Origin of the sequence: Verrucosispora sp. WMMD1129, from assembly GCF_029581255.1 — a bacterium.
GTDB classification, from domain to species: Bacteria; Actinomycetota; Actinomycetes; order Mycobacteriales; family Micromonosporaceae; genus Micromonospora; species Micromonospora sediminimaris.
Genome location: NZ_CP120741.1, coordinates 3,640,781 through 3,664,133 on the forward strand (window position 1 = coordinate 3,640,781; position 23,353 = coordinate 3,664,133).

Genomic DNA, 23,353 nt, shown 5'->3' on the forward strand with positions numbered 1-23,353 from the left:
CAACCGCGGAACCGGAAGATCCGGGTGAAGGGGGCTGCGCGGATGAACCGACCGGTCGATACTGCGGAGATGATGCGGTGGGCGAGGGTGAGCGCCGTCGTTCTGCTCGCGTCGAGCGCGGCCTGCGACGCCGCGCCGCCGGACGCGTCGCCGGTGTCTCCGGCACCGGCGACCTCGCCCAGGGGGTGGACGGCACCGCCGCTCCAACTGCCCAACGCCGGGCCCGGCGACGCCTGTCCGGTCACCGAGCCGCAACCCTGGCCCGACCCCGACCAGGCGTCCCGGGTCCTCGGGCCCGGCCCGCTGTACCCGGTCGCCGACTACTTCGCCGACGGTGCCCTGCAACTGCGCGACGAGGACCGGGAACCGGACGGCACGTACTCGAAGAAGGTCCGGTGGATCGGTTCCGGCTACACCGGGCCGGTGCTGGTGAGGGCAGCGCGGATCGACGCGCCAGGCGACGCGACGGCGGCGTTCTCCTACACCGGCGAGTCCCGCGACGACGGGCATCACGCCGTGTTGACCAGCCAGGAGAGCGACCTGCCGGGCGTCACCACCGTGGACGGGCCGGGCTGCTACGCGTACCAGGTGGACGGGAGCACATTCAGCGTGACAGTCGTGTTCCGCGCCGTGCTGGCGAGTCGACCCTGATCACCAGGCGTTCGTCCGGTCAACGGGCACCCGACCAACGCCACTCAGGACCGTAGTTCGACGTACGGGCTCAGGTAGCGGACTCCGGTCGCGGCCTCGGAAACCTGCCAGAGCCGGCTGGCGAGGCCACTGTCGTTGCCGGGCGCGACGATCGGGCGGGCGTGGACCCGGTCATCCCACTTGCGCAGCGAAGAGCCGAGCAGGACGCCGGTCTGCGCGGTCGGACTCGTCGCGGCGTAGAGCAGCGGAACGGTGCCTCGCACCGCACTACGGGCTACCAGGAGACCCTGGAAATTGACCACGGCACGCTCGGCCCAACCGCTGGCCTGAGCCGGCATCGACGTACGGGCCATGCCGGGATGGGCCAGGAAGCTGCGTACCGGGCTGCCGGCGTGGCGCAGTCTACGGTCCAGTTCCATGCCGAACAGGACGTTCGCCTGCTTGGAGCGGATGTACCGCTCGATCCGCGAGGTTGCCGGGGTGCCGGCGAGGTCGTCCAGATCCGGCCCGCCGCGCAGCAGGCGGTAGTAGGCGGAACTGACGGTGACGACCCGTGGATCGCGATCCGTCCGGAAGAGGTCCAGGAGCAGGCCGGTGAGGGCGAAGTGACCGAGGTGATTGGTGGCGAAGACCCGCTCGTACCCCTGCGCGGAGTGCGCGTGCGGGACGGCGCCGACCCCGGCGTTGTTGAGCAGCAGGTCGATCTCGTGACCCTCGTCGCGTAGCTGCGCGGCGAAGGCCCGGACCGAGTCGAGGTCGGCGAGGTCGAGTCGCCGCACCTCGAGGTTGCCGGACATGCCGGAGCGGGCCAACTCACCCTTGGCCGGGTCGCGGACCGCCATGATCACGGTTGCGCCGTGGGCAGCGAGGTGTTCGGCGGCGACCAGGCCGAGGCCGCTGCTGGCACCGGTGACGACGGCGGTGCGGCCGGTCTGGTCGGGTATCTCGTCGAGCGTCCAGGCAACGGGCATGGCACGCCTCCAGTCGGGTCAGGAGCGGATTACTTATCCGCTCTCAGGTGACGACCGTAGCATGTCAGCGGATAGTTCATCCGCTAAGTTCCGGATGGATTATCCTCGTACCGTGACGGGTGGGCCGAGGACCAACACCGATTCCCTCCGGGCGGACTCGGCCAGGGTGCGTGCCCGGATGCTGCGGGCCGCCCGCGACCGGGTCGCCGCCGGCGACCTGGACCTGCCGATGAATGCGGTCGCCAAGGCCGCCGGGGTCGGCGTCGGCACCGTCTACCGGCACTTCCCCAGCCGGCAGGCGCTGCTGGAGTCGCTGGCCGCCGAACGGTTCGCCCTGCTGGTGCAGGCGGCCGAGCAGGCCCTGGCCTGTCCCGACGTCGCCGCCGGACTGGCCCGCCTGCTCCGAGCCGCGCTGGAACACCAGCGCGACGACCCGGCGCTAGCCGTCGTGCTGGCCACCCCCGACACCGCCAACCCGCAGACGACGGAGCTGGTGCAAGCGCTCGCCGAGGCTGTCGACCGGCTGCTGGAGCGGGCCCGCGAGGCCGGGGCCATCCGGCCGGAGATCACCGCCGATGACGTCCGGGCGTTGTTCTGCGGGTTGCAGCGCACGGTGCAGGTCGGGGGGGACACCGAGCTCTACATCGACATCCTGCTGCGCGGCATCCGCACCTAGTGCGGACGGTGCGATGGATGGCGACGGATCGCTCACCGTCCGCACTCTCCGCCAGGACGACTGGTTGATCGTTGAGATCGCCGACACCGGGCCGGGCATTCCGGACGACGTCCGGCCCCGGATCTTCGAACCGTTCTTCACCACCAAGCCGGTCGGCGAGGGCACCGGCCTCGGTCTGGACATCTCCTACCGGATCGTGGTCAACAAGCACCACGGGGACATTCGGGTGACAAGCACGCCCGGCAGCACCGTGTTCCGCGTCCTGCTGCCGCTCAGTCCGCCGGAACCGCCGGCCGGCTGACCCGACCGACGGCGGCGTTCGGGCCATCCCGGCCCGCGGTCAGGCGTTGCGGTCGAGTCGTACGCCGGCCGACTCGGCGTTGCCGAAGGTGTCGTTGATGAGCACCACGTCGCGGCCGACATTGGCCAGCAGGGAGGCGGCGAGGGCGGCCCGGTAGCCGGACCCGCAGTGCACCCAGACGGCACCGCCTGGGATGTCGGCCATCCGGCGGGGCAGCTCGGGCAGCGGTACGTGCACGGCACCCTCGACGTGGCCGTCCCGCCACTCGTTGCCCAGCCGCACGTCGAGGACGACCTGCGGGGCGGGCAGCCCGGCCGGCGGGTTCCCGGCCTGCGCGGCAGCCAGCGCCGGGAAGTCCGCGACGAGCAGCTCCCGCAGCTCGGCGGGCTTGTCGGCCCACTGCCCCGGAGTTCCGGTCGCCTGGGCGGCGGGCCGGTCGATGCCGATCCGGACCAGCTCGCGCTGGGCGTCGGCGACCTGCTCCGGCGTCTCGGCCAGCAGCGTGACCGGAGTGCCCCAGTCGATCAGCCAGCCGAGCCAGGTCGACATGGGGCCGTCGAGACCGAGGCTCACCGTGCCAGCCAGGTGCGAGACCGCGTACGCCTTGCGGTGTCGCAGGTCGACCACCCACTCCCCGGCGGCGATGCGTTCCCGTAGCTGCGCGGCTTCGGCCCGGGCCACCGGGGTGAGGTCCACCGGTGCCGGGCCGGCGCTGTTGGCCACCCCCATGTGCGCGTAGTACGCCGGGTAGGCGTCCAGACCGGCCAGGGTTTCGGTGACGAACTCGGTCGCGGCCAGCCGGAAGACCGGATTGACCTGCTTCTCCCGGCCGATTGTCGAGTCCGGGGCGTCGGCCTGGCTGGCCGAGCAGAAGCTGCCGAAGCCGTGGGTGGGCCACACCTGCGCACCGTCGGGCAGCAGGTCGGCGAGCCGTTTCGCCGAGGTGTGCTGACGCTGGGCCAACTCGTGTGCGTGCTCGGCACCGAGCAGGTCGGTGCGGCCGGTGGTGCCGAACAGCAGCGATCCTCCGGTGAAGACCCCCGCCGGGTTCCAGCCCGCCCCGGTGGCCTCGTCGAGCACGTACGACAAGTGGTGGAAGGTGTGGCCAGGGGTGGCCACGGCCCGCAGTCGCAGCGCCTCCGACACCTCGATGACGTCGCCGTCGTCGACCGGTACCCGGTCGAAACCGACCTCGTCGGCGGCGGCCACCAGGTAGCGCGCCCCGGTCAGCCGGGCCAGGTCCAGCCCGCCGGAGACGTAGTCGTTGTGCAGGTGCGTCTCGACCACGTGGGTGATCCGCACGCCGGCCGCGCCGGCGAGGTACAGCACCCGGTCGATGTCGCGCTGCGGGTCCACCACGACCGCGATCCGGCCGTCGGTCGCCAGGTAGCTGCGGTCGCCGAGGGACGACGTCGTGATGACCGACACCTGCACCGTCATGTCCAGCTCCTCGATTCCTCGTCTTCAGCGGGTGGTTACCCGACCGGGCGGCGGAGATGCGGCCTCGATCGGGGTAACCGTCTCCGACTATACCCCTGGGGGTATGTGTCGCCCACTCGGACGGGTTGGCCGGAGCGAACCGGGGGCTGGTCCGCGGCCGGAAACAGGGGGCCGGTCCGCGGCCGGAACAGCTCCGACCGCGGACCGGCGTTGTCACCCAGCGGTCACAGGCGTGCGCACTGACCCGCCGCCGGGCCCCGCACCGTGTTGGCCCGACCCTCGTTCACCGGGGCGGGCGTGTTGCCGGAGCAGGCCAGCGGGCCGCTGATGGTGTTGGCGGCGACGACCACCGGCTGGCTGCCGGAGTTGCCCGTCACCACCACCGGGCCGCTGACGGTGACCCCGTCGACCCGTACCCCGCCGAGGTTGGCCACCAGCGACAGCGGCCCGTTGATCCGGGCCTTGCTGATCTTCAGGTCGCCGGTGGCGCCGGCCACCGTGACCGGACCGGAGACCTTCGTGCCCGACAGCTCGAACAGCACCGGCCGGGTGGCGGAGACCGGGCCGTTGATGGTGCCGCCGGTCACCCGCAGCGAGGCCCCCGCGGCGATCGACACCGGGCCGGCGATCGTGGCGTTCTCCACGCAGGTCAGGCCGGTGGTCACGAGCAGCGGCCGGGAGTGCTTGCCGGTGATCGTGGTGGTGCACTGCGGCCCGCCCTGACCGACCGACGACCGTGGTTCGGTGTCCGCCGTCACCGGTGAGTTGGCGGCGAAGTAGCTCACCAGCATGGTGAGGTCGTTGTCGCCGGTGGTCACCAGGTTGGTGCCCCCACCCAGGGTGGTGAAGTTGTCCCCGCCGGCGGCGAGGAACGAGTTCACCGTCACCCGGTAGCTGCCCGCCGGGTCGATCGGCGTGCCGTTCAGCTCCATCGAGGTGATCCGCGAGCCCGGTGCGGCCTCCGGGTCGTAGGTGTAGCTGAAGCCCTCCGACACACCGAGCCACAGCACCGGGCGGGACGCGCCCGCCGGCTGCCACTGCTGCTCCAGCACCTGCTTGATCTCGGCACCGGTGTAGGTCTTGGTGACCACGTCGTTGGCGAACGGCTGGACGGCGAAGGCCTCGGCGTAGGTCACCGTGCCGTCCTCGCCGTACAGCAGGTCGGCCCGCAGACCGCCGGGGTTCATGAACGCGATCTGCGCCCCGCCCCGACCGGCGTCACGGGTACCGGCGAGCTGCACGTCGGCGATGAAGTTGCCAAGCGTCGACTCCTTGCCCCGATCCTCGTTGCCGTCGGTGTAGGCCCGCCGGATGTCGGCGGTGATCTCACCGAGCTTCCGCTGACCCAACTCCTGCGCCCGGACCTTCGCCGCGGCCACGATCTCCGCCACCGCCGGGTCCTGCGGTGCGCCGACGACGTCCACCAGGGACGCGTCGGCGGAGGTGATCGAGCCCGACTCCGGGTCGAAGGTCAGCGTGACCTTGCCCAGACGCTTGCCGTAGTCCTCGGCCTGCACGATCGGCCGTAGCTTGTCGGTGCCGGGCACCGGCACCTCGAAGGCGTACGGCTGGTGGGTGTGCCCGCTGAAGATGACGTCGATCGCGGCGTCGGCACGGGTGAAATCGCCGAAGACCGGGTCGTTCGCCAGCGCCTCCGGGGAGTCGATGTTCTCGGTCGCGGCGCCCTCGTGCGCGAGCAGCACCACCACCTCCGCCTCGCCGTTGTCCGGGTTGCCGTCCTTGAGTTGGCCGGCGACCAGATTGGCCTCGGCGACCGGGTCGCGGAAGGTGATGCCGGCGATGCCGTCCGGGCTGACCAGCGAGGCGGTCTGCTCGGTGACCACGCCGATGAACCCGACGCGGACGCCGCCGATGGTGTCCACCGAGTACGCCGGCAGCGCCCGGGTGTCACCGCGGTACACGTTGGCGCCCAGGTGCGGGAAGTCGGCCCGGTCGGTCACCCGGCCGGTCAGGTCCGCCATGCCCTTGTCGAACTCGTGGTTGCCCACCGCCGAGACGAGCAGGCCGGCCTGGTTCAACGCGTCGATCGTCGGGTTGTCGTCGTCGATCGCCGAGATGAAGGTGGAGGCGCCGATGTTGTCACCGGCGGAGACGAACGCGGTGTTCGGGTTCTCCGCCCGCAACTGATTCACCAGACCGGCGACCTGAGCCGCACCGCCGACCGGCTGACCTCCGACGGTGGCTGGTGACTCCAGCCGGCCGTGGAAGTCGTTGATGCTCAGCAGTTGGAGGTCCACCGGGCCGGTGCCGGAACCGGTGTCGAGGCCAACCACCAGCGGGTTGTGGTCGCTGGCCCGGTACGGGTCCGGCGCGAAGAACGCGGCCAGGCCGTCGTACTGGAAGGCGTACGACTCGACCGCGTTGATCTGCCACACGTCGACCCCGGTGACCCGCGACGCCAGCGACGGCGAGGCGAGCGCGTGGTCGAGTGAGCCGGACTCACCGTTGAAGACGTAGCTGGTCTTCCCGGTGTCGTTGAGGTTGCGGTAGTCCTCGTCGTAGAGGACCTGCATCGGGTCCTCCTGGGTGTACGCGTTGAAGTCACCCAGGAGCAGCACGTTGTCGGTCTCGCTGTCCGCCTTGACCTGCTCCACGAAGGCAGCCAGCGCCCCGGCCTGCCGGACCCGGTCGCCGTTCCAACCGCCCTGACCGTCGCCGGCGTCGGCGTTGTCACCGCTGCCGGCACCACTCTTGGACTTGAAGTGGTTGGCCACCACGATGAAGTCCACCGAACCGGCGGTGAACGTCTGCGCGATCGGCTCGCGTGCGTTGGACCACACCGTCTCGTCGTTCACCGACCGTGACGGGCCCTTCGGCTGCGCCTTGGCCGGCTTGAAGATGATCGCGGTGGTGATGACGTCCTGCTCGGTCGCGCCGGGCAGCTCGGTCGGAGTGCGGACGTAGTCCCAGGTGCCCGCGCCGTCCTCGCCGTTCAAGGCGGCGACCAGGCGCTTGAGGGCCTGTTGCGGATCCTCGGCGTTGAACCGGACCGAGTTCTCGATCTCCTCCAGCGCGACCACGTCGGCGTTCAGCGCGGTGATCGCCGAAACGATCTTCGCTTCCTGCTTGGCCAGCGCCGCCTCGTCGGCCGCACCCCGGGCGTCGCCGCCGAAGTGGACGAAGTAGTTCAACACGTTGAAGCTGGCCACCCGCAGGTCGCCGCCGACGTCGACGGGTCCGGCGGTACGCGGGTTGGTGGTCTTGAACGTGGTCCGGGCGGCCGGCGCGGTGTCCGCGTCGACCGGGCGGGTCGGTTGTAGACGCCACTCGTTGAAGCCGTAGGACAGCACCGACGGGCCGAACGCCTCCACCTGGTCACCGACCCGCAACGGGCTGGCCGGCGAGACGTACGGCGGCAGCAGCCCGGCGGTGGCCAGGTTCGTCGTCCTGCCGTCGTCCACCAGCAGGCGCCGCAGCTTGTTCTCGGTGGCCAGGGCCTGCGCGGTGTCCGAGCCGGGACGGGCCACATCGGTCGGCGTCCGGGCCGGCTGGTCGCCGGCGGCGAGCGCCACCTCGCCGTACCGGTTGGTGTTGTAGACCTCCGAGACGGCGTACGCGCCGACCGGTGCCACCAGCATCGACTCGACCGACTCGCGAGCGGCCTCGTCCAGCGGCAGCTCAACCGGGACCGGTGCCGGCAGCGGTGCGCCCTGCTCGCAGACCTGGACGTCGGTCCGGGCCGCGATGGTCAGCTGGGTGAGACCGTTGAACTCGCTCGCCGTACCGCTGACCCGGACCCGGTCGCCGATCGCGACCGTCGGGTGGTTCGCGGTGTTTGTGGTGAGGTAGACGAAGATGCCGTCCGAGGCGCTTCCGGCGGCGACCGGGCGCTCGGCGCCGCTGCCCGCCGTCTGCACGTACACCCCGTTGTAACCACCGGTGCGGTGGTCGGCGGTGACGATGCCCTCCACGGTCACCCGGCTGCCGGCCAGCGGCGTGGCCGCGCCGGTGCCCTGCACCTCGGCGATGGTGTGGTCGACGGTGACGGTGCAGCCGGTCGGGTCCGGGTCCGGGTCCGACGCGGCGTTGCGTACCCCGAAGGTGCTCGCCGCGGGTGCCTGCCAACTGCCTTCGATCTTCTGGAGCGAGTGGCCCGTCGGGGTCGAAGCGGTCTCCTGCACGCCGACGTCGACGCCGTCCCGGCCGTCCGCTGGCCCGCCGACCGCAGTGAAGGTGCCCTCGTAGGTCAGGAACTCGGCGACGTCACCGTCGGGCGCGACGAGCGCGACACCGTCGGGCGAGCCGTTCTGGATACCGTTCGACGGATACGTCTCGACGATCACACCGGCGGCCGGCACCACGCCGGTCAACGTCCTGGTGTCGTACGCCGCGCCGTTGGCGCCGTTGTACAGGACGATCTGCCAGCCGGTCAGGTCGAAGCCGACCGGTCCCTCGACCTCGATCGCCTCGCCGGTGTCCGTGCCGACGTTGTCGTAGTGGATCTCACTGATGAACGGCGTGGTGGGCGCCGGGTCCGCGAAGGCGGTGGTGCCACCGGAGAGGATGAGCGTGGTGGCGGTGACCAGTACGCCCGGGATTGTGAGTAGTCGGGTACTTCTTGCGCGCTGCATGTATGCGGCCTCCGAAGGGAGTAGACCGTCGGAGGATAAGCGGCACCGGTGTCCATGCGGGAGCCACCAGGTGTACCAATGCGGCAAAGACCGGGTAGCTCAGCCGCCCTGGGCGGCAGGACCGGGTAGCTCAGCCGCCCCGGGCGACCGGGCCGATCAGCTGCCGCTCGGTGCCGGTCATGCTGAGCATCACCCACTGCACCTTGCCCTTGGTGATCAGGCCGACCATCTCCGGGTGCAACTGGGTGAACCAGCTCTGCACGCTGGCCAGCCCGAGGGCGTTCGCGGCGGTGGCCGCTTCGGCCTCGGTGAGCCGCTGAAGCACCACGATGTCGCTGCGGACCAGGACCTCGACGTCCCAGCCGGCCAGGTCGTCGCGGACCACCAGGGTGGCCCGCCAGGGTGCGCTGAGATTGGTGTCCGGCCCGGTCACCGGACCAGTGTCGATCACCACGAGCTGTGGTTCGGTAGGTGTGGCCGGCACCGGCGGAGCGACACCGGGCGGCAGGAACGAGGCGATCTCCCGGCCGATCACGCAGCGTCGCAGGAAGGCGTCCCACTCCTGCTCCCGGGCGGTCTGCACGAACAGCCGGGCGCCGAGCGCCAGTGACCGGAAGGCGAGCAGTTCGGCGGCGCGTACCCCGCCGGTGAGCATCAGCCGGGTCGGCTCGGCCCGGAACACCCGCAGCCCCACCGGCTCCTGCTGACGGTTCCGGCCGACGACCAGCCCGCCGCCACCGGCGACCAGCCGTAGCCCAGCGACGGAGGCAGCGTCCGCGACGTGCAGCCCCATCCGACTGCCGGGAAAGGCGACGCCGTTCATCGCAGGAAGCCTCCCAACGGCAGGGTGGCGGCCACGCCGTGGGCGTGCTCGCCGTCGAGTCTCTGCAGGCGACCACCGTGATCGCGGATCGCCTGGTCGAGTGCGCGATCGGCGGTGGCCAGTGCGGCCGGGTCGGTGCCGATGAGCCGGAACGCCACCTCCACCAGAGCGTCGTCGTCACCAGGGCGGTCGTTCTCCCGAGCCACCGAGATGGAGACCACGCCAGCCGCGGCGGGTATGCCACGCAGCAGCGGATCGATCTGCCACGCCCGGCTGGGCCAGGCGAGCAGTCGATGACAGCTCTGGGGTACACCCTGAACCGTCCAGCTGCGCCAGCTTTCCCGGGCCAAGGGGCGGTCGGTGCTTTCGGCCGCGCCTCCGGTGAGATGGGTCAGCTGGGCGACCGCGGCGAGCACCTCGTCCCGGTTCAGCAGACGGGCCGTCGCCCGTTCCTGCCGCAACTGACGCCGGGTCCGGCGGATCGCCGCAGTGAGCGCCGGCCGCAGGTCGCGGTCGGCGTGAAAGTCGGGGGTACGCGGCGCATGGAGCACCACCCACGCCTGCCGGCTGGCCGGGACGCCACCGTTCGTCAGTTCGCGGTACGCGCGGTCGACCGCCGCCGCACGGGCGCGCGGCGCCGGTGTCACCTGGATCAGCACCTGCACCGTCACGACGGGCGTCTTCGGGTCGGCCGCCGGTAGCAACGCCACCGGCGAGGGCAGGGCCTGCGGGGCCCCCATGAGCAGCGCGCCCTCGGTCGGATCGACCTCCAGCACCGCGCTGAGCCCGCCCCGGTGGGTCAGCAGCACGGCCGGCTGATCGTCGATCTCGACCTGATCCAGCTCGACGGTGCTTTCCAGGTGGCTCAGCAGCTGCCATGGGCCGTCGGACCCGGCACTGACAAGTCGTCGGCTCCGCCCCCGGTACGCCCACCAAACCGCCAGCCACTGGTGAAGCCATCTGCCCTGGTGGCGCACCATCGTCGGAGCGAGCACCAGCACCGTGGCGGCGGCCACGGCGACGGTCAGCGGCAGGCCGTGCGGCGTGGCCGCCAGCACCGCCGCCGCACCGGCCTGCCAGGCCACGAGTTGGGCCACATGGATCCCACCGACGCGCGGCTGCCGTCGGTGTGGGCGTACGACCGGAATCGCCGCGGCGTCCCCGGCCGCGCCTTCGGCGACGGCCTGTCCCGTCGGGGCGGCCGTGGCCTGCGCGCCGGCCCGGCTCTGCGGTGCCCGGGCGGCGGGCGCGGCGACAGCGGCCGATGCCGCAGCGGCGGCCCGACTGGTGTACGCGGTGCCGACCGTGGCCCGCCCCTGCCCACGCTGGGTCGCCCAGGTGTGGCCGGGCCCGGTACCGCCGAGCGTCGGTGCCGGCGCTGCGCCCTGCTGGGGCGTGCGCTGCTGTGGCGGCGGTGCCGCCGCCCCCGGGTGATGCTGCCAACCCGGCTCGCCCGGCTGAGCCGCACCCGGATGCGTCACCGCACGTCCCTCCCTGACCAGCGCGGCATCGTCATCGCCCGATCGCGGTGCGTACGTCGGCCACGGTCACGGTCCGCAGCTCGTCGAGGCTCGGACGTTGCCCGGACTGGCGCAACCGCTGCGCCTGCGCCTTGCGGACACCCTCGAAGAGCTTGCGCGCCTCCCGGGCGTTGCCGAAGTTCTGGTCCCGTTCGATGGTGCCGAAGTGCTCGCGGAGCACCTCCGAGACGCCATCGGCGAGGAGGTATTCGTCGCCGCCGGCCATCCGCTCCACGATGACCACCAACTGCTCCGGGGAGTAGTTGCCAAACTCCACAGTCTTGGCGAAGCGGGAGGCCAGACCGGGGTTGGCGTCGAGGAACTGCAACATCTCGCCGGTGTAGCCGGCCGCGATCACCGCAATCTCGTCGCGGTGATCCTCCATGAGCTTGACAAGCGTGTCGATGGCCTCCTGCCCGAAGTCGCCGCCGGTGCCCGACGACCGCGAGAGGGTGTACGCCTCGTCGATGAAGAGCACGCCGCCGCGCGCCAGCTCGAACGCGGCGGCGGTCTTCTCGGCGGTGTGGCCGATGTACTGACCGACCAGGTCACGTCGGGAGACCTCGCGGAAGGCGCCGCCGGGCAGTGCGCCCAGCGCTGCCAGCAGGTCACCGTAGATACGCGCCACAGTGGTCTTACCGGTGCCGGGGGCACCCGCGAAGATCAGGTGATGACTGACCGCGCCGACGGGCAGCCCGGCGCTGCGCCGCCACTCGTTGACCTGGATCTCGTCGATGAGGGCGCGGACCTCCTCCTTCACCGATTCCAGGCCGACCATGGCCGCCAGCTCGCCCAGCAGCTTGTCCACTCGGGCGGCGTCCTGGCCGCTGGTGGCGCGGGCGGCGTCGGCGCCGAAGGCGGCCTTACGGTTGACGGTGCCCTCGACGATTGTCGGGTCGGCTCCCTCGGCGATCTCGATCGCCGGCTGGCCGGTGTTCTCCGTGGTGCACTCCTCGACACTGCCACGGCAGCCCCGGGCGAAGGAGACCGCCGGCCCGCGGGTGTCGCGGATCCGGCAGCGACGCAGCACCGGAGCGCTCTGATGGACCACTGCCACACCGGCCTGCCCGGTCTGGGAGATGTCGCAGGTCTCGATGGTGGGTCGGCCGTACTGGTAGATGTAGATGCCCCGGTTGCCGCAGCGGGTGACAGTGCTGGTGCGGATGGTCGGGGCCGCCCCGATCCGCACGATGATGCCGTCCTCGCTGAGATCGGTGAACTCGCACCCTTCGACGTTGCCGTCGGAATCCTCCACCACCAGGCCGTACCGTCCGCCGGTCACCCGGCAGCGGGTGAGCGTGAACTCCGAACGGCCGGCCACCTGGATCGCCGCACCGAAGCCGGCGCTCAGCTCGCACCCGGTCATGGTGAGCCTCGCCCGGTCGGCCACCACGACCGGCGCGTCACCGGCCTTCAGGACCAGGTCGCGTAGTTCCAACCGGCCGGAGTTGCAGGACACCGTCGGGTACGTCCCGGAGGACGCGTCGATGGTGACCGTGCCCGGGCCCTGCGCGGCGACCACACTGATGCCGCGGTCGTTGATGAACAGGGCCTCGTGGTAGGTGCCGGGGCTGACCGAGACGACCGTGTCGTCGCTGGCCACCGCCAGCGCCTCCCCGATGGACGGGTAGGCGCCGGGCTGATCCGGGGAGACGAGAAGGGTGCGCGTCATGGCTCCGGCTCTGGACGGCGAAGAGGGGGCGGAACCGACGATATCCCAGCCGGTCGACGCGGTGTGAGCCCCTCGATGTCAGTGGTGCCCGGACACCACCCCCGTCGGACGGACGGTGACGGTTAGGCTCGCTTGCGGGCCGGGCGAAAATTCGCCGGGGATCCCCTGTCGACAACCGGGAGGACGGATGGCGCAGCCACGGATGCTGCCGCTGGCGGCTGGCGCGCTGCTGGCCGACGGCACCGTCCACACGCACACCTCTGTACGCGGCGATCTGACCCCTGACCTGCATCCCGTTGTCCGGCGTTTCCTGCACGGGCTGCCTGTCGAGCAGCGCGAGCGCTACGCCGGCTGGTGCGCCGAGGCGGTGCTGATCTCCGACCGGCTCTATGCCGCCGAGGCCGGCGGACCACCACTCGACGCCGCCCGGTCCCGCGCGCTGCTCTGGGGCGCGAAAGTCCGGGTCACCCGGGTACGGGAGGAGGGCGACCCGCGCCACGGCGAGGTTCAGCCGCCCTGTCGCTCCTGCGCCGCTCTGCTGGACTGGTTCGGCGTGGAGGCGCTGACATGAGCGAACGCTTTCCGCCGCTGGTGGCGCAGACCCTCACCGCTGCCGGCTGGTCGCCCGACCGCTCCGACGAGAGCCGGGGCCGCGAGTGGGGACTGCGAATCGCCGCTCACGCCACGCCCGGCGGCCGCCAGCACACCGTGACGGCACGGGCGATCGAGGCGTACGCCGAGTTCGGCGGGTTGCGGGTGCGCCCGCAGGGGGAGGGTGAGCAGGTCGTACCGAGCGAGTTCCACCTCGACCCGTTCCTGGTGCGGCATTCGGTGGAGACCCTCGCCGAGCTTGCCGAGGCGATCGGCGCGCCGCTGAGCCCGCTGGGCGAGGAGGGCGACGGCACCGGGATCCTGGCGCTCGATGAGCGCGGTCGGGTGTTCGTGCTGGACCACACCGGGGACTGGTTCCTCGGCGCGGATATCGACGAGGCGCTCACCACGCTGGTGCTCGGTCGTCGCCCCCAGCGGGTACGCGCGGACGGCACCTGGTGACCGCCTGGCAGCCCACCACGGCCACCGAACGCGCGCTGCTGGCCGCCGCTGAGGCCGACGACCGGGAGGGTTTCCTCACCGAATTCGTCGCCGGTCCGCTGCTCCTACCCGTGTCGCCCGCTGCGGCGGCCGGACGGGAGCCGATGGCGTGGCCGACTGCGCAGCACGAGGGCGTCACCCACGTGCTCGCGTACACCTCACCGGCGGCGATCGCCGCCGGCATGCCCGGTCGGTCGGTGAGCTACCGGGTCTCGGGACTTGTCGACATCGCCGTCGACTGGCCCGACGACGAATGGATGCTGGCGATCGACGCCGGGTTGCCGATCGGCGTACGGCTGACCGCTGACGAGCTTCGAGCGCTGAGCGCGCCGGTGATGGAGGCCGAGCGACCGCTGCGTGAGGCGATCCGGCTTCAGGACCCGAACGCCCTGATGTCCACCCTGCTCCGGGCCGAGCTGGTACTGCCGGTGGATCCGGAGGGTTCCGCGACGCGGGACCTGTCCGATCCGGACTTTCCGTGGTGGGTCGTTCCCGACGAGCAGGGCCGGCCCAGTCTGCCGGTGTTCAGCTCGGAAGGCCGCCTGCGGCAGGCGCTAGGTGAGCGGGACCTGGTGCTGGTCAGCAGCCTTCAGCTCACCGAACACTGGCCGGACCTCTCCTGGCAGTTGCTGCTCAACCCGGAGACGCCGCTGGCGGCGGCACTGCCCGGGGAGGCGCTGCTGACGTTGCGCGACTGGCTCGGCGAGTTGCGGCAGGTGCTCCACGAGGCGGCCGAACAGGAGCAGCAGCGACGGGACGCTGCCCGGTACGCCGACCCGTCGACTGCGGGCGTACCGGCGCCCCGCCCGGCACCGGAATCCACCGCCGACGACGGACCCGACCCCAACGCGCCGCTGCTGCTGCAACTGGTCATCCCGCACCGCTATCTGACGTCCTACCTGGACGATGGGTACGACCGGGCGGCCGGGCTGGTGCACGCCTGGCACGGACCTGGACGGGACACCCCGATCCGGCTGTACCGACGGCTGGGGCTGCTCGGTGATGGCTCTCCGTTCGAGGAGTCGGACGAGTGGGTGGCGGTGCTGCGCTGGCCTCCCGGCGAGGCGACGCCCGAGGAATGGGGTCAGGGGCAGCCCCGAATGGAGTCGCTTGTCGTACCGGACGGGACCGAGCTGCACTGCCTGCACGCCGACGGCCGGGACGAGCTGCTGGCCCGCTTCGACGCCACTGGCCGCCGCTGGTCCCCGGCTTAGCCGCTAGCGCGGCTGGCGAACCAGGCCCGCGCCGGTGGACTCTTGATCAGGATGAGCGACACGCCGGCCAGCCCGCCCACCACCAGCGGCGTGACCATCGTCGGGTGATAGCTGAGCTTGCCCTGCGCCAGCAGCGTGACGATGACCACGACGAAGAGTCCGAAGGTGAATCCGGCCGGCACGGCCAGGCCGGCCGCGTTGTCGCCCGTCCAGGCCATGAAGATCCCCATGGCCGCGAGCAGCACCACCAGCAAGGCGATCGCCAGTACGCCAGCACCGATGCCCACCACCAGGAACTTGCCCAGCCCGTCGCCCTCGGTACGCAGCATCGCCAGGAAGAAGGCGACTCCGGCGATCAGCCAGATGACGATCGAGGGCACCATCAGCAGGGCGGCGATGATGACGACGACAGGTCGGCGGCCTGGCGTCGGCATGGACGCGGAGCCGGACTCCGCTGACGTGTTCAGCACCTGTCCGTCCTGCTACTCATTCGACGGGCGGCGCCAGACGGCGTCACCAGCCCGAGCGGGATCAGACAAGGTCTGATCGCCGACCGTCCCGCCCGGCGTTGCCGGCGCGGCAGGCCCACTGCCGGCGAGCGCGGGCTCTGCGGCCAGGCCGGTGTCTCGGTGGCGGCGCGAGCGGCGACGAAGCTTGACGATGGCCACCACTCCGCCGACGAGCATGGCCAGGAAGACCACCCAGACCAGCACAACGATCACGATTTCCGCGTAGTCGGGACCGTCGCTTCCGGCTGCTCGCGCGGCAGCGAGTGCTTCGTCGATCTCCGGCTCGCCGGTTGCCGCGCTGCGGCTGCCCCGCCCGTCGGGTTCGCCGGTCAACGCCTCCCGCAGGTCGAGTATGCCCCAGCCGTAGTACTCGTCGCGGCCCGGCTCACCGGCGTCCCTGGTGGTCTCAAGCAGCCGCTGGAACGTCTGGTACGCGCTCAGGTCCGGGTACTCCGCCTTGATCAAGGCCACCGCACCGGAGACGATCGCGGTGGCGCTGCTGCTGCCGGTCGCGGTGATGTACCGACCACCGGGGCGAGCCATCGTCAATTCCTGACCGGGGGCGGCGATGCTGATCGGTAGGTCCAAGGTTCCCGGTACCGAACCCTTTTTGCTGATGACGCCCTTACGGTCGACAGCGTTGACGGCGATGCTGCCGGGATGCGAGGCCGGCGCGCCGACGAGGATCTGGTCGTCGTTACCGGCCGCGGCGACCACGATCACGTTGTTCTGGTAGGCGCGTTCGACCGCCCGGTTCAGCTCCTCGTTGAAGCTGCTGGAAAGAGAAACGTTGATCACGTCGGCACCGGCGTCGATCGCCCAGTTGATGCCGGCGGCGAGGGCCGTCGGTGCGATCAACGGGGCGCCGTCTTTCTTGATCGTCACTGGAAGGATCTTGGCCTTCGGTGCCACGCCGAGCACCCCGTCACGGCCACCAGGGCCATGCCCGCGACCGGCGATCAGTGAGGCCATGCCGGTGCCGTGCCCCTGACGGTCGAGGCGGCCCTTGGTGCCGTCGTCGTAGAGGTCGACGCCGGGCAGGACGTTGCCGCGCAGATCCGGGTGTGTCGCGTCCACCCCGGTGTCAACCACCGCCACGGTGACGCCCTCACCCTTGGTGATGTCGTGGAGTTCGGCCAATTCCAAGCTCTTGACGTGCCAAGATCTGTCGCGGACGGAGTCGGCGTGGGCGGGTGCGGCGGGCAGGGCGACGGCCGCCAGAACGCTCGCGGTGGTGAGCGCGGCGGCTGCCGATCGTGTGAGGACACGCATGCCCGTCAGCCTTCCTCTGTGCGCCGCCACGGGACGGCTGCGAATGGACAGTCACCGCATGGTACGGGCCGACCACCCAGGGTTGGGTGACCGGCCCGACTGCGGTCAGCTCTGGCCGAGCGTCCTGCCCTGCTCCCGGGGGCGGTGTTCGACAGGGGCCTCCACCACACCAGCGGCGGACGACTCGGTGACCCACAACTCGTCGTCACCGTCGCCGTACTCCCAGGTCTCCTGCTCTGCGTCGCGGGGTGCACCCTTGCGTGGAGGCGGGGTCGTTGGGCCGCCGCGCCGACCGCCCAGCGACGGAGCCGGCCCCGTCGTCGGCGCAGGTCGCCCGGTGCCCGCAGCGGCACGTCCGCTCAGATCGGGTCGGGCGCCGGCAGCGCCTCCGCCGGTCACCGGCTTACCGGCGGCCGATCTGCCGCTCGGTGGAGCGCTGGCCTTGGGCGGCCCGCCCGGCGCGGCACTCCTTTGACCGCCGAGGCTCGGCGGAGGTGCGGCGGGCCGTCCGGGGGCGGCACCGCGCTGACTCGGGCGGGCGGTGGAGCCGGGCAGCCGCGGACTCGACGGCGGCGGAGTGGCCGAAGCGCCCGGCCGGTTGCCCAGACCCGGCCGACCGCGGCCACCGCCGGGAGCGCCAGCGCCGGTGTTGCCGGGCAAGGTCGGGCGGCTCGGCGCGGGACTTTTCCGGCCACCCGGTGCCCCGGAGCCGCTACCCGGGCCGCCGGTCCCAGGAAGGGTGGGCCGGTTGGGCCCCGGCCCACGGCCACCGGGCGCGCCGGGACCGCCCGCACCCGGCAGGGTGGTCCTCGGTGCGTTAGGTCGCGCTGAGTTCGGTGCGTTCAGCCCAGGGTTGCCCGGTCGCGGCCCGGGCGGGGCCACCGGCGGCACCACCGGACCGGGAGTCACGGGTGCCGTGGGTGCGGTGGTCACCGGCGGTGCGGTCGGCGGTGGGGCGACCGGCGCTGCGGCGCCACCTGCCAGACCGACGCCCTCCGGAAGATTTGGTGGCGGCGGTGGCGCGGCGTCGGTCGGCGCGTCGGCCCCACCGGGTCGGGTCGGCAGATCCGGCCGGCCGGGCATGGCCGGACGGTTCGGGGCGGCCCCGTTCATGGGTGCGCCGGGCGGGGGAGCCCCCGGAGCGCCAGGGCGGGGCACGTTTGACGGATTGGTGATAACCGCGTCCGTCGGACCCTTGAACTTCCCGCCCCGCGAGATGTTGGAGATGTAGACGTCGATGTAGAGGTCGGCCAGCGGCTTGGCGATGTTCTTGGCGCGCTGGTGGTACTCGTTCTGCACGTCCTCGTACGACTTGCCGTCGTTGCCTGTTACACCCGGGACCCATTCGACCAGGTCGACAGCCTGGACGCCCGCGTCATCGGTCCGGCGCTCCCCCTGCCGGATCTGCTCGGCGCGGTATTCCTCCCAGAGCGTCTTCATCTCCCGCTGGGCAGTGCCGATCTTGCTGGCGAGCTGGTCCAGACCGGTGGCGTTGTCGCTGGCCACGGTTTTCCACTCATCGAGTGAGTGCAGCGTGGCGCCCACGCGGGACATGAAGACCCGTGCCGCGGGCGACTGCCAGCGGGCATCCAGGGAGTCGGCGTGACGCTTGAGATTGTCCCGAGTGGTCTGCAGCAGGCTCGCCGCTCGCCGCCACATGTCGGCGAGGGCAGTCGTCCGCTCGTCGCTCTCCTTGCGGACGTACTCCCACATCTGCTCGATGTTCACCGAATCCCAGGCCGTGGGCTCGTACGGCGTGGCCCCGGCGGCCCGCTCGGCCGCGTAGTCATCCGACACGCCGGCGTACATCGGGTAGCTGACCGGCTGCCAGCCGTAGTAGTCGTCGCTCATCCCCGCTCCTCAGGCCTCGCCTGTGCCACCGTCACCGGAGATCCGACTGGTCCAGCCGGAGATCTTCGCCGTGCATGCGTTCGCCGTCACCGTGAATCACGTACGCGCCGGCCCCCTCACCGACGACCTCCGACTGCGCCCACGCCGGAGTCTCCTCGCGCTGCTCACCCGTCGGGCAGGAGTCCAGGCCGTGGTAGGGATTCATCGGCGCCGGGTTCAGGGCCGACTCCGGCACCGAGTCCGCCGGGTTCTCCGTGCCCTCCTGCCATCGGCCGCTGAGCGTGTCCTGACCGTCGACGGCGGTGAACGCGTTGTAGACGTCCTCGTTGGTGGCCTGGGCCAGCGCGTCGCCGGTCAGGTACTCGGCCGAGATGGACATGGCGGCCATGCTCAGGGCGGTGAGCCCCTTCATCACGTCGCCCATCAGATGGGAAATCGCCATCCGGCTCTCGTCGTGCCGGCCCCGGAAGAACGCGGCTTCCTTCATCCCGCCGCCACCGAACGGTGCCTGCACCGTGAGCATGGGGCGCAGGCCGTTGTCGAAGCTGGGCTGGAAGTTGGTCTCCATCTCCCGCTGGATGGCCAGCGCGAAGTCCTTCAGCTGCTGGATGTCGACGTCGATCTGTTCGTCGACGAGCCACTCGTCGCCCATGTTCCCTCCCCCGTCAGCTCACACGATGCCGGCGCGGCTGCTGCCCCCTGGGGCCCGTAGCCGCGCACCGTGAGTCCACTCTGGCCGACAGTAGCCTGATCGGGCAACCCCGTACCGGGCTCAAGAGCGTGGCGGAAGGTGCACCAGTTGCACCAACCGGGTACCACCACGCCGGGACACCAGCCAGCCCCGTCCCGGTGGCAGCGGCCCGGGCCGGACGGTGCCGAGCAGCACCCCCTCGTCCCGGTTGCCGGACATCACGATGCCCGGCGTGCTGATCTCCCGCAGCCGCATCAGTACCGGCTCGTAGAGCGCCCGACTGGCACCGCCGGTACGCCGGGCGATGACCACGTGCAGGCCGATGTCCCGAGCCTGCGGCAGGAACTCCAGCAGCGGTGTCAGCGGGTTGCTGCCCGCGCCGGCCACCAGGTCGTAGTCGTCGACCAGCACGTACAGGTCGGGACCCTTCCACCAGTCGCGTGCCCGCAGCCGTTCGGCGTTGATGTCCGGCGGTGGCAGCCGGTCGCGCATCACCCCAGCCACCTCGGCGACGATGCTCTCGGTGACCTGCGCGGTCGACCCGTACCCGATCAGGTGCGGCGTGTCGATGTCGCCGAGCAGGCTGCGCCGGTAGTCGACGATGACCAGCCGAGCCTCGGTCAACTCGTTGCGGTCGACGATGGTCTGCGCCAGCGCCCGCAGGAAGGTGCTCTTTCCCGACTCGCCGTCACCGAACAGGATGAAGTGCGGGTCGGCGGCGAAGTCCACATGCACCGGCTGGAGGTCCACCTCGGCGATGCCGATGGGAACGCCCGGGCGGCCGGTGCTCGGCAGGCTGCCGTACGGCACCACGGGCGGCAGCAACCGGATCGGCGGCGCTCCCGGCCCCTGCCAGGCGGCGGCCAGGTCGGTGACCAGCTTCCGCGCGCCCTCGGGCAGGGTCTCCGCCTCCTGCGCGCTGTCCGCTCGGGGTAGCGCCGCCAGGAACTGTTGCCCGTCCGGGGTGATGCCCCGGCCCGGTGACTTCTCCGGCACGTTCATCGCCGCCCGCCGGTCCAGGTTGGAGTCGCTGGCGTCGGCCAGCCGCAGCTCCAGCCGGGTGCCGAAGACGTCCCGGACGGCCGGTCGCAGGTCCATCCAACGGCTCGCGGTCACGATCAGGTGGATCCCGAAGGACAGCCCCCGGTTGGCGATGTCGTTGATCGTCGGCTCCAGGTCCTCGAACTCCGCCCGCAACGTCGCCCAACCGTCGATCACCAGGAACACGTCGCCGAACGGGTCGTCGTCGTGCTGGCCGTGCCGCCGGGCCCGCCGGTACTCGGCCATCGAGTCGACTCCGCGCTCGGCGAACCGCCGCTCCCGCTCGCCCATCAGCAGTTGCAGTTCGGCCACGGTACGCCGGACCAGGCCGGAGTCGAGGCGGGTCGCCACCGAGCCCACATGCGGCAGGTCGCGCAGCGACGACAAGGCGCTGCTGCCCAGATCGAGGCAGTAGACCTGCGCCTCGCGCGGAGTGTGGGTCAGCGCCAGGGCGGTGACGACCGTCCGCAGCAGGGTGCTCTTGCCGCTCTGCGGACCGCCGACGATAACCGCGTGGCCGGCCGAACCGGCGAGGTCGAACCAGAGCACGTCTCGACGCTGGTCGAAGGGCTTGTCGACGATGCCGACCGCGACCTGCAACTCGCCGAGCAGGCCGGCGTGCGCGACGGTGATGCCGCGGGCGGGATCCGCGGTCATCGGAGGCAGCAACTGGTCCAGCGTCGGCGGCTCGGCCAGCGGCGGAAGCCACACCTGGTGCGCGGGCTTGCCGCGCCCGGCGAGTCGACCGACCAGGATGTCGAGCACACTTTCGCCCATCCCGTCGTTCGGTTCGGGTGCGGTCTCCTCCTTGGGCGTACGGGTCACCGGCGGGGCGACGTAGGACGTGGTGTACTCGCGTACCCGGTCCTCACCGTCGCCGGCCGCGACCGCCGCCGCGGTCTTGCTGCGGTAGGTGCCGGAGACGTACGCGGCCTTGAACCGCACCAGCGGCTCGGTGCCGAAACGCAGGTAACCGTGCCCCGGCGACCGGGGCAACTCGTACGCGTCGGTGGCCCCCAGCACCACCCGGGACTCCATCGCCGAGAAGGTCCGCAGACCGATCCGGTACGACAGGTGGGTGTCGAGTCCCCGCAGCCGACCCTCCTCCAGACGCTGGCTGGCCAGCAGCAGGTGCACGCCGAGCGAGCGACCGACCCGGCCGATCTGCACGAACATGTCGATGAAGTCCGGCTTGGCGGTCAACAGCTCGGAGAACTCGTCGCAGATGATGAGCAGGCTCGGTAGCGGAGACAGCGGCGCGCCCGCCGCCCGGGCCTTCTCGTAGTCACGCTGCGAGGCGTAGTTGCCGGCCGCGCGGAGCAACTCCTGCCGACGGACCAGCTCACCGTTGATGGAGTCGGTCATCCGGTCCACCAGCGGCAGCTCGTCGGCCAAGTTGGTGATCACCGCGCTGGTGTGCGGCAGACCGTCCAGCCGGGTGAAGGTGGCACCACCCTTGAAGTCGACAAGCACGAAGTTGAGGCTCTCCGAGGAGTGCGTGGCCGCCAGCGCCAGCACCAGGGTGCGCAGCAGCTCCGACTTGCCGGAGCCGGTCGCGCCGATGAGCAGGCCGTGCGGCCCCATGCCGTCCTGCGCCGACTCCTTCAGGTCCAGTTCCACCGGCCCGCCGTCGGCACCCACCCCGATCGGCACCCGCAGCTTGTCGCGGTTGGGCCGTGGCTGCCACGCCCGATCCACGTCGAACTCGTAGGGATCGCCGATGTCGAGCAGCTCGGCCAGGCCCAGCTCCGTGGTGAGTGGCGTGTCGCCGCTGCCCCGGGAGGCGGCGGAGAGCCGCAGCGGGGCGAGTTGCATGGCCAACGCCTCAAGCTCGGCCACCCGGCACTCGTCGGCCCGGCCGATCTCGGCCGGACCATCCACCGTGATGCTGTGCAGCCGGCGCTCCGCCGACACCTCCAGCACCAGCCGCGCCCGGTCGAGCAGGCGCGGTGCCGGAGTGGACAGGTCGAGCAGGGTGACACCCTCCACTCCGCCCTCGGTCATCAGGTGATCCGACCCGGCGGTGTCACCACCGTCGATGACCACCAGCACGTGCGGGCCGGCGACCTGCGGCGTACCGCCACTGGCGTTGAACCGGGGCCGGCTGGCCAGCACGTCGTCGAGCATCGCCTCCAGGCCGGTCACCGAGGGTGCCACCAGGCGCAGTTGGCCGAGCGCGTCGGTGCGCGACGGGTGCAGGGCGTGCGGCAGCCACTTCGTCCACTCCCAGTCGGCCCGCCGGTCCGGCGCGACACAGATCGCGACGAGCATGTCGTCGGGCGCGTGAAACGCGGTGGCCTGGGCGAGCACCGCCCGGACCATGGCCCGGGCCGCCTCGGTGTCGCCACGCAGGTGCACCCGGGCGAATCCGTTCAGCGCCATGGTCACCGGCAGGTCCGGTACCTCGCCGTAGGTGGTGAGGAACCGGCGCAGCGCGAGCGCGCACATCGGCTCCAGCTTCTCCAACGACGTGGCCGGTGGCGGCACCAGCGGCGTCGCCAGTTCCTGCGGCCCGAGGCCGATGCGTACGGTGGCGAAGTCCACGTCGCCGCGTCGCCGCTCCCACAGCCGGGGCCCCAGCGGCAGGGACCAGAGCACATCCGGGTCCGGGTGCCGGTAGAACGCCGCCTCGCGCTGCTTACGGATCGTCTTGAGTACGCGACGCCGCTGACGGGACAGATGCGTCATGTACTCGCGGCGCTTCTGCAGCATCTCCTGCTTGCCCGGGCCGCCGGAGTTGTTGGTCAACTGCGATGCGAGCATCCCGATGGCGGAGAGTCCGAACAGGCCACCGGTGACGTAGCCGAGAGTCGACCCACCTCGACCGGCGAACATCAGGGCCATCGCGAACGAGCCGGCGAGCATCGGCAGCAGCATCAGCATCTGCCCCCACGCCTTACCGCTCGGCGCGGGCACCTCGGGCGGCGCGTCCAGCAGCACCTCGCCGGAGGGATACTCCGGCTCCGGCTGGCGGGCGGGTCGCTTGACGACCACCGTGCTCACGTGACAGACCTCCGTCGCCTCTCCTGGGTCTGGG

General features: G+C 71.4%; 17 protein-coding genes. 6 read left to right on the top strand and 11 right to left on the bottom strand.

Annotated elements, in window-relative coordinates; all coding sequences use genetic code 11:
* Positions 1-87: 87 nt before the first annotated feature.
* Entirely contained in the window at positions 88-651 is a 564-nt protein-coding gene (locus tag O7624_RS17015; protein ID WP_282236495.1) for a hypothetical protein, read from the top strand.
* A gap of 44 nt (positions 652-695) precedes the next feature.
* Here O7624_RS17015 and O7624_RS17020 read toward each other — a convergent pair whose 3' ends face one another.
* A complete protein-coding gene (locus tag O7624_RS17020; RefSeq protein WP_282236496.1) occupies positions 696-1,622 on the bottom strand; it encodes an SDR family NAD(P)-dependent oxidoreductase in 927 nt (308 codons plus the stop codon).
* Between the two features lie 112 nt (positions 1,623-1,734).
* On the opposite strand from O7624_RS17020, the gene O7624_RS17025 reads away from it, so the two are divergent.
* Together O7624_RS17025 and O7624_RS17030 are read left to right on the top strand one after the other, a co-directional pair.
* A complete protein-coding gene (locus tag O7624_RS17025) occupies positions 1,735-2,298 on the top strand; it encodes a TetR/AcrR family transcriptional regulator (RefSeq protein WP_198413271.1) in 564 nt (187 codons plus the stop codon).
* A gap of 13 nt (positions 2,299-2,311) precedes the next feature.
* Positions 2,312-2,599, top strand: coding sequence for an ATP-binding protein (locus O7624_RS17030; protein ID WP_348774954.1), 288 nt, complete (start codon positions 2,312-2,314; stop codon positions 2,597-2,599).
* A gap of 39 nt (positions 2,600-2,638) precedes the next feature.
* Here the strand turns inward: O7624_RS17030 and O7624_RS17035 are convergent, their stop codons facing one another.
* From O7624_RS17035 to O7624_RS17055, 5 genes are all read right to left on the bottom strand, one after another.
* Positions 2,639-4,039, bottom strand: a complete 1,401-nt coding sequence (locus O7624_RS17035) for an MBL fold metallo-hydrolase (RefSeq protein ID WP_282236497.1) — start codon at positions 4,037-4,039, stop codon at positions 2,639-2,641.
* Between the two features lie 224 nt (positions 4,040-4,263).
* Positions 4,264-8,631, bottom strand: coding sequence for an ExeM/NucH family extracellular endonuclease (locus O7624_RS17040; protein ID WP_282236498.1), 4,368 nt, complete (start codon positions 8,629-8,631; stop codon positions 4,264-4,266).
* 130 nt (positions 8,632-8,761) lie between these two features.
* Entirely contained in the window at positions 8,762-9,454 is a 693-nt protein-coding gene (locus O7624_RS17045) for a hypothetical protein (RefSeq protein WP_093411163.1), read from the bottom strand.
* The gene (gene eccE / locus O7624_RS17050; RefSeq protein WP_282236499.1) at positions 9,451-10,935 is read right to left on the bottom strand and encodes a type VII secretion protein EccE; all 1,485 of its coding nucleotides are present in this window, start codon (positions 10,933-10,935) and stop codon (positions 9,451-9,453) included. Before eccE ends, O7624_RS17045 begins: the two co-directional genes overlap by 4 nt.
* A gap of 31 nt (positions 10,936-10,966) precedes the next feature.
* The gene (locus O7624_RS17055; RefSeq protein WP_282236500.1) at positions 10,967-12,646 is read right to left on the bottom strand and encodes a right-handed parallel beta-helix repeat-containing protein; all 1,680 of its coding nucleotides are present in this window, start codon (positions 12,644-12,646) and stop codon (positions 10,967-10,969) included.
* 187 nt (positions 12,647-12,833) lie between these two features.
* Here O7624_RS17055 and O7624_RS17060 point away from each other — a divergent pair, with 187 nt between their 5' ends.
* From O7624_RS17060 to O7624_RS17070, 3 genes are read left to right on the top strand one after another with little or no spacing between them, the layout of a single operon-like run.
* Positions 12,834-13,217, top strand: a complete 384-nt coding sequence (locus tag O7624_RS17060) for a YwqJ-related putative deaminase (protein WP_093411155.1) — start codon at positions 12,834-12,836, stop codon at positions 13,215-13,217.
* A complete protein-coding gene (locus O7624_RS17065; RefSeq protein ID WP_282236501.1) occupies positions 13,214-13,699 on the top strand; it encodes an SUKH-3 domain-containing protein in 486 nt (161 codons plus the stop codon). The genes O7624_RS17060 and O7624_RS17065 overlap by 4 nt, the downstream gene beginning before the upstream one ends.
* Positions 13,693-14,952, top strand: a complete 1,260-nt coding sequence (locus tag O7624_RS17070; protein ID WP_348774990.1) for an SseB family protein — start codon at positions 13,693-13,695, stop codon at positions 14,950-14,952. The genes O7624_RS17065 and O7624_RS17070 overlap by 7 nt, the downstream gene beginning before the upstream one ends.
* Here the strand turns inward: O7624_RS17070 and O7624_RS17075 are convergent.
* From O7624_RS17075 to eccCa, 5 genes are all read right to left on the bottom strand, one after another.
* Positions 14,949-15,422 carry a hypothetical protein gene (locus tag O7624_RS17075; protein ID WP_282236503.1) on the bottom strand — a complete coding sequence of 158 codons (474 nt, stop codon included), beginning with the start codon at positions 15,420-15,422 and terminating at the stop codon, positions 14,949-14,951. The two genes, O7624_RS17070 and O7624_RS17075, sit on opposite strands and share 4 nt — an antisense overlap.
* Positions 15,423-15,434: 12 nt before the next feature.
* Positions 15,435-16,733 (bottom strand): type VII secretion-associated serine protease mycosin, encoded by a 1,299-nt coding sequence (gene mycP, locus O7624_RS17080; protein WP_282236504.1) that lies wholly within the window; start codon positions 16,731-16,733, stop codon positions 15,435-15,437.
* A 105-nt stretch (positions 16,734-16,838) separates the two neighbouring features.
* Complete coding sequence (locus O7624_RS17085) at positions 16,839-18,584, bottom strand: hypothetical protein (protein WP_282236505.1); 1,746 nt, start codon at positions 18,582-18,584, stop codon at positions 16,839-16,841.
* 31 nt (positions 18,585-18,615) lie between these two features.
* The gene (locus tag O7624_RS17090) at positions 18,616-19,236 is read right to left on the bottom strand and encodes a hypothetical protein (RefSeq protein ID WP_093411143.1); all 621 of its coding nucleotides are present in this window, start codon (positions 19,234-19,236) and stop codon (positions 18,616-18,618) included.
* A gap of 120 nt (positions 19,237-19,356) precedes the next feature.
* Positions 19,357-23,319, bottom strand: coding sequence for a type VII secretion protein EccCa (eccCa, locus tag O7624_RS17095; RefSeq protein ID WP_282236506.1), 3,963 nt, complete (start codon positions 23,317-23,319; stop codon positions 19,357-19,359).
* Positions 23,320-23,353: the final 34 nt, after the last annotated feature.

Coding starts and splice junctions, on each gene's coding strand:
- O7624_RS17020 (WP_282236496.1), bottom strand. CDS start 1,622: ATGCCCGTTGCCTGGACGCTCGACGAGATACCCGACCAGACCGGCCGC.
- O7624_RS17030 (WP_348774954.1), top strand. CDS start 2,312: ATGGATGGCGACGGATCGCTCACCGTCCGCACTCTCCGCCAGGACGAC.
- O7624_RS17035 (WP_282236497.1), bottom strand. CDS start 4,039: ATGACGGTGCAGGTGTCGGTCATCACGACGTCGTCCCTCGGCGACCGC.
- O7624_RS17040 (WP_282236498.1), bottom strand. CDS start 8,631: ATGCAGCGCGCAAGAAGTACCCGACTACTCACAATCCCGGGCGTACTG.
- O7624_RS17045 (WP_093411163.1), bottom strand. CDS start 9,454: ATGAACGGCGTCGCCTTTCCCGGCAGTCGGATGGGGCTGCACGTCGCG.
- O7624_RS17055 (WP_282236500.1), bottom strand. CDS start 12,646: ATGACGCGCACCCTTCTCGTCTCCCCGGATCAGCCCGGCGCCTACCCG.
- O7624_RS17060 (WP_093411155.1), top strand. CDS start 12,834: ATGGCGCAGCCACGGATGCTGCCGCTGGCGGCTGGCGCGCTGCTGGCC.
- O7624_RS17065 (WP_282236501.1), top strand. CDS start 13,214: ATGAGCGAACGCTTTCCGCCGCTGGTGGCGCAGACCCTCACCGCTGCC.
- mycP (WP_282236504.1), bottom strand. CDS start 16,733: ATGCGTGTCCTCACACGATCGGCAGCCGCCGCGCTCACCACCGCGAGC.
- O7624_RS17085 (WP_282236505.1), bottom strand. CDS start 18,584: ATGAGCGACGACTACTACGGCTGGCAGCCGGTCAGCTACCCGATGTAC.
- O7624_RS17090 (WP_093411143.1), bottom strand. CDS start 19,236: ATGGGCGACGAGTGGCTCGTCGACGAACAGATCGACGTCGACATCCAG.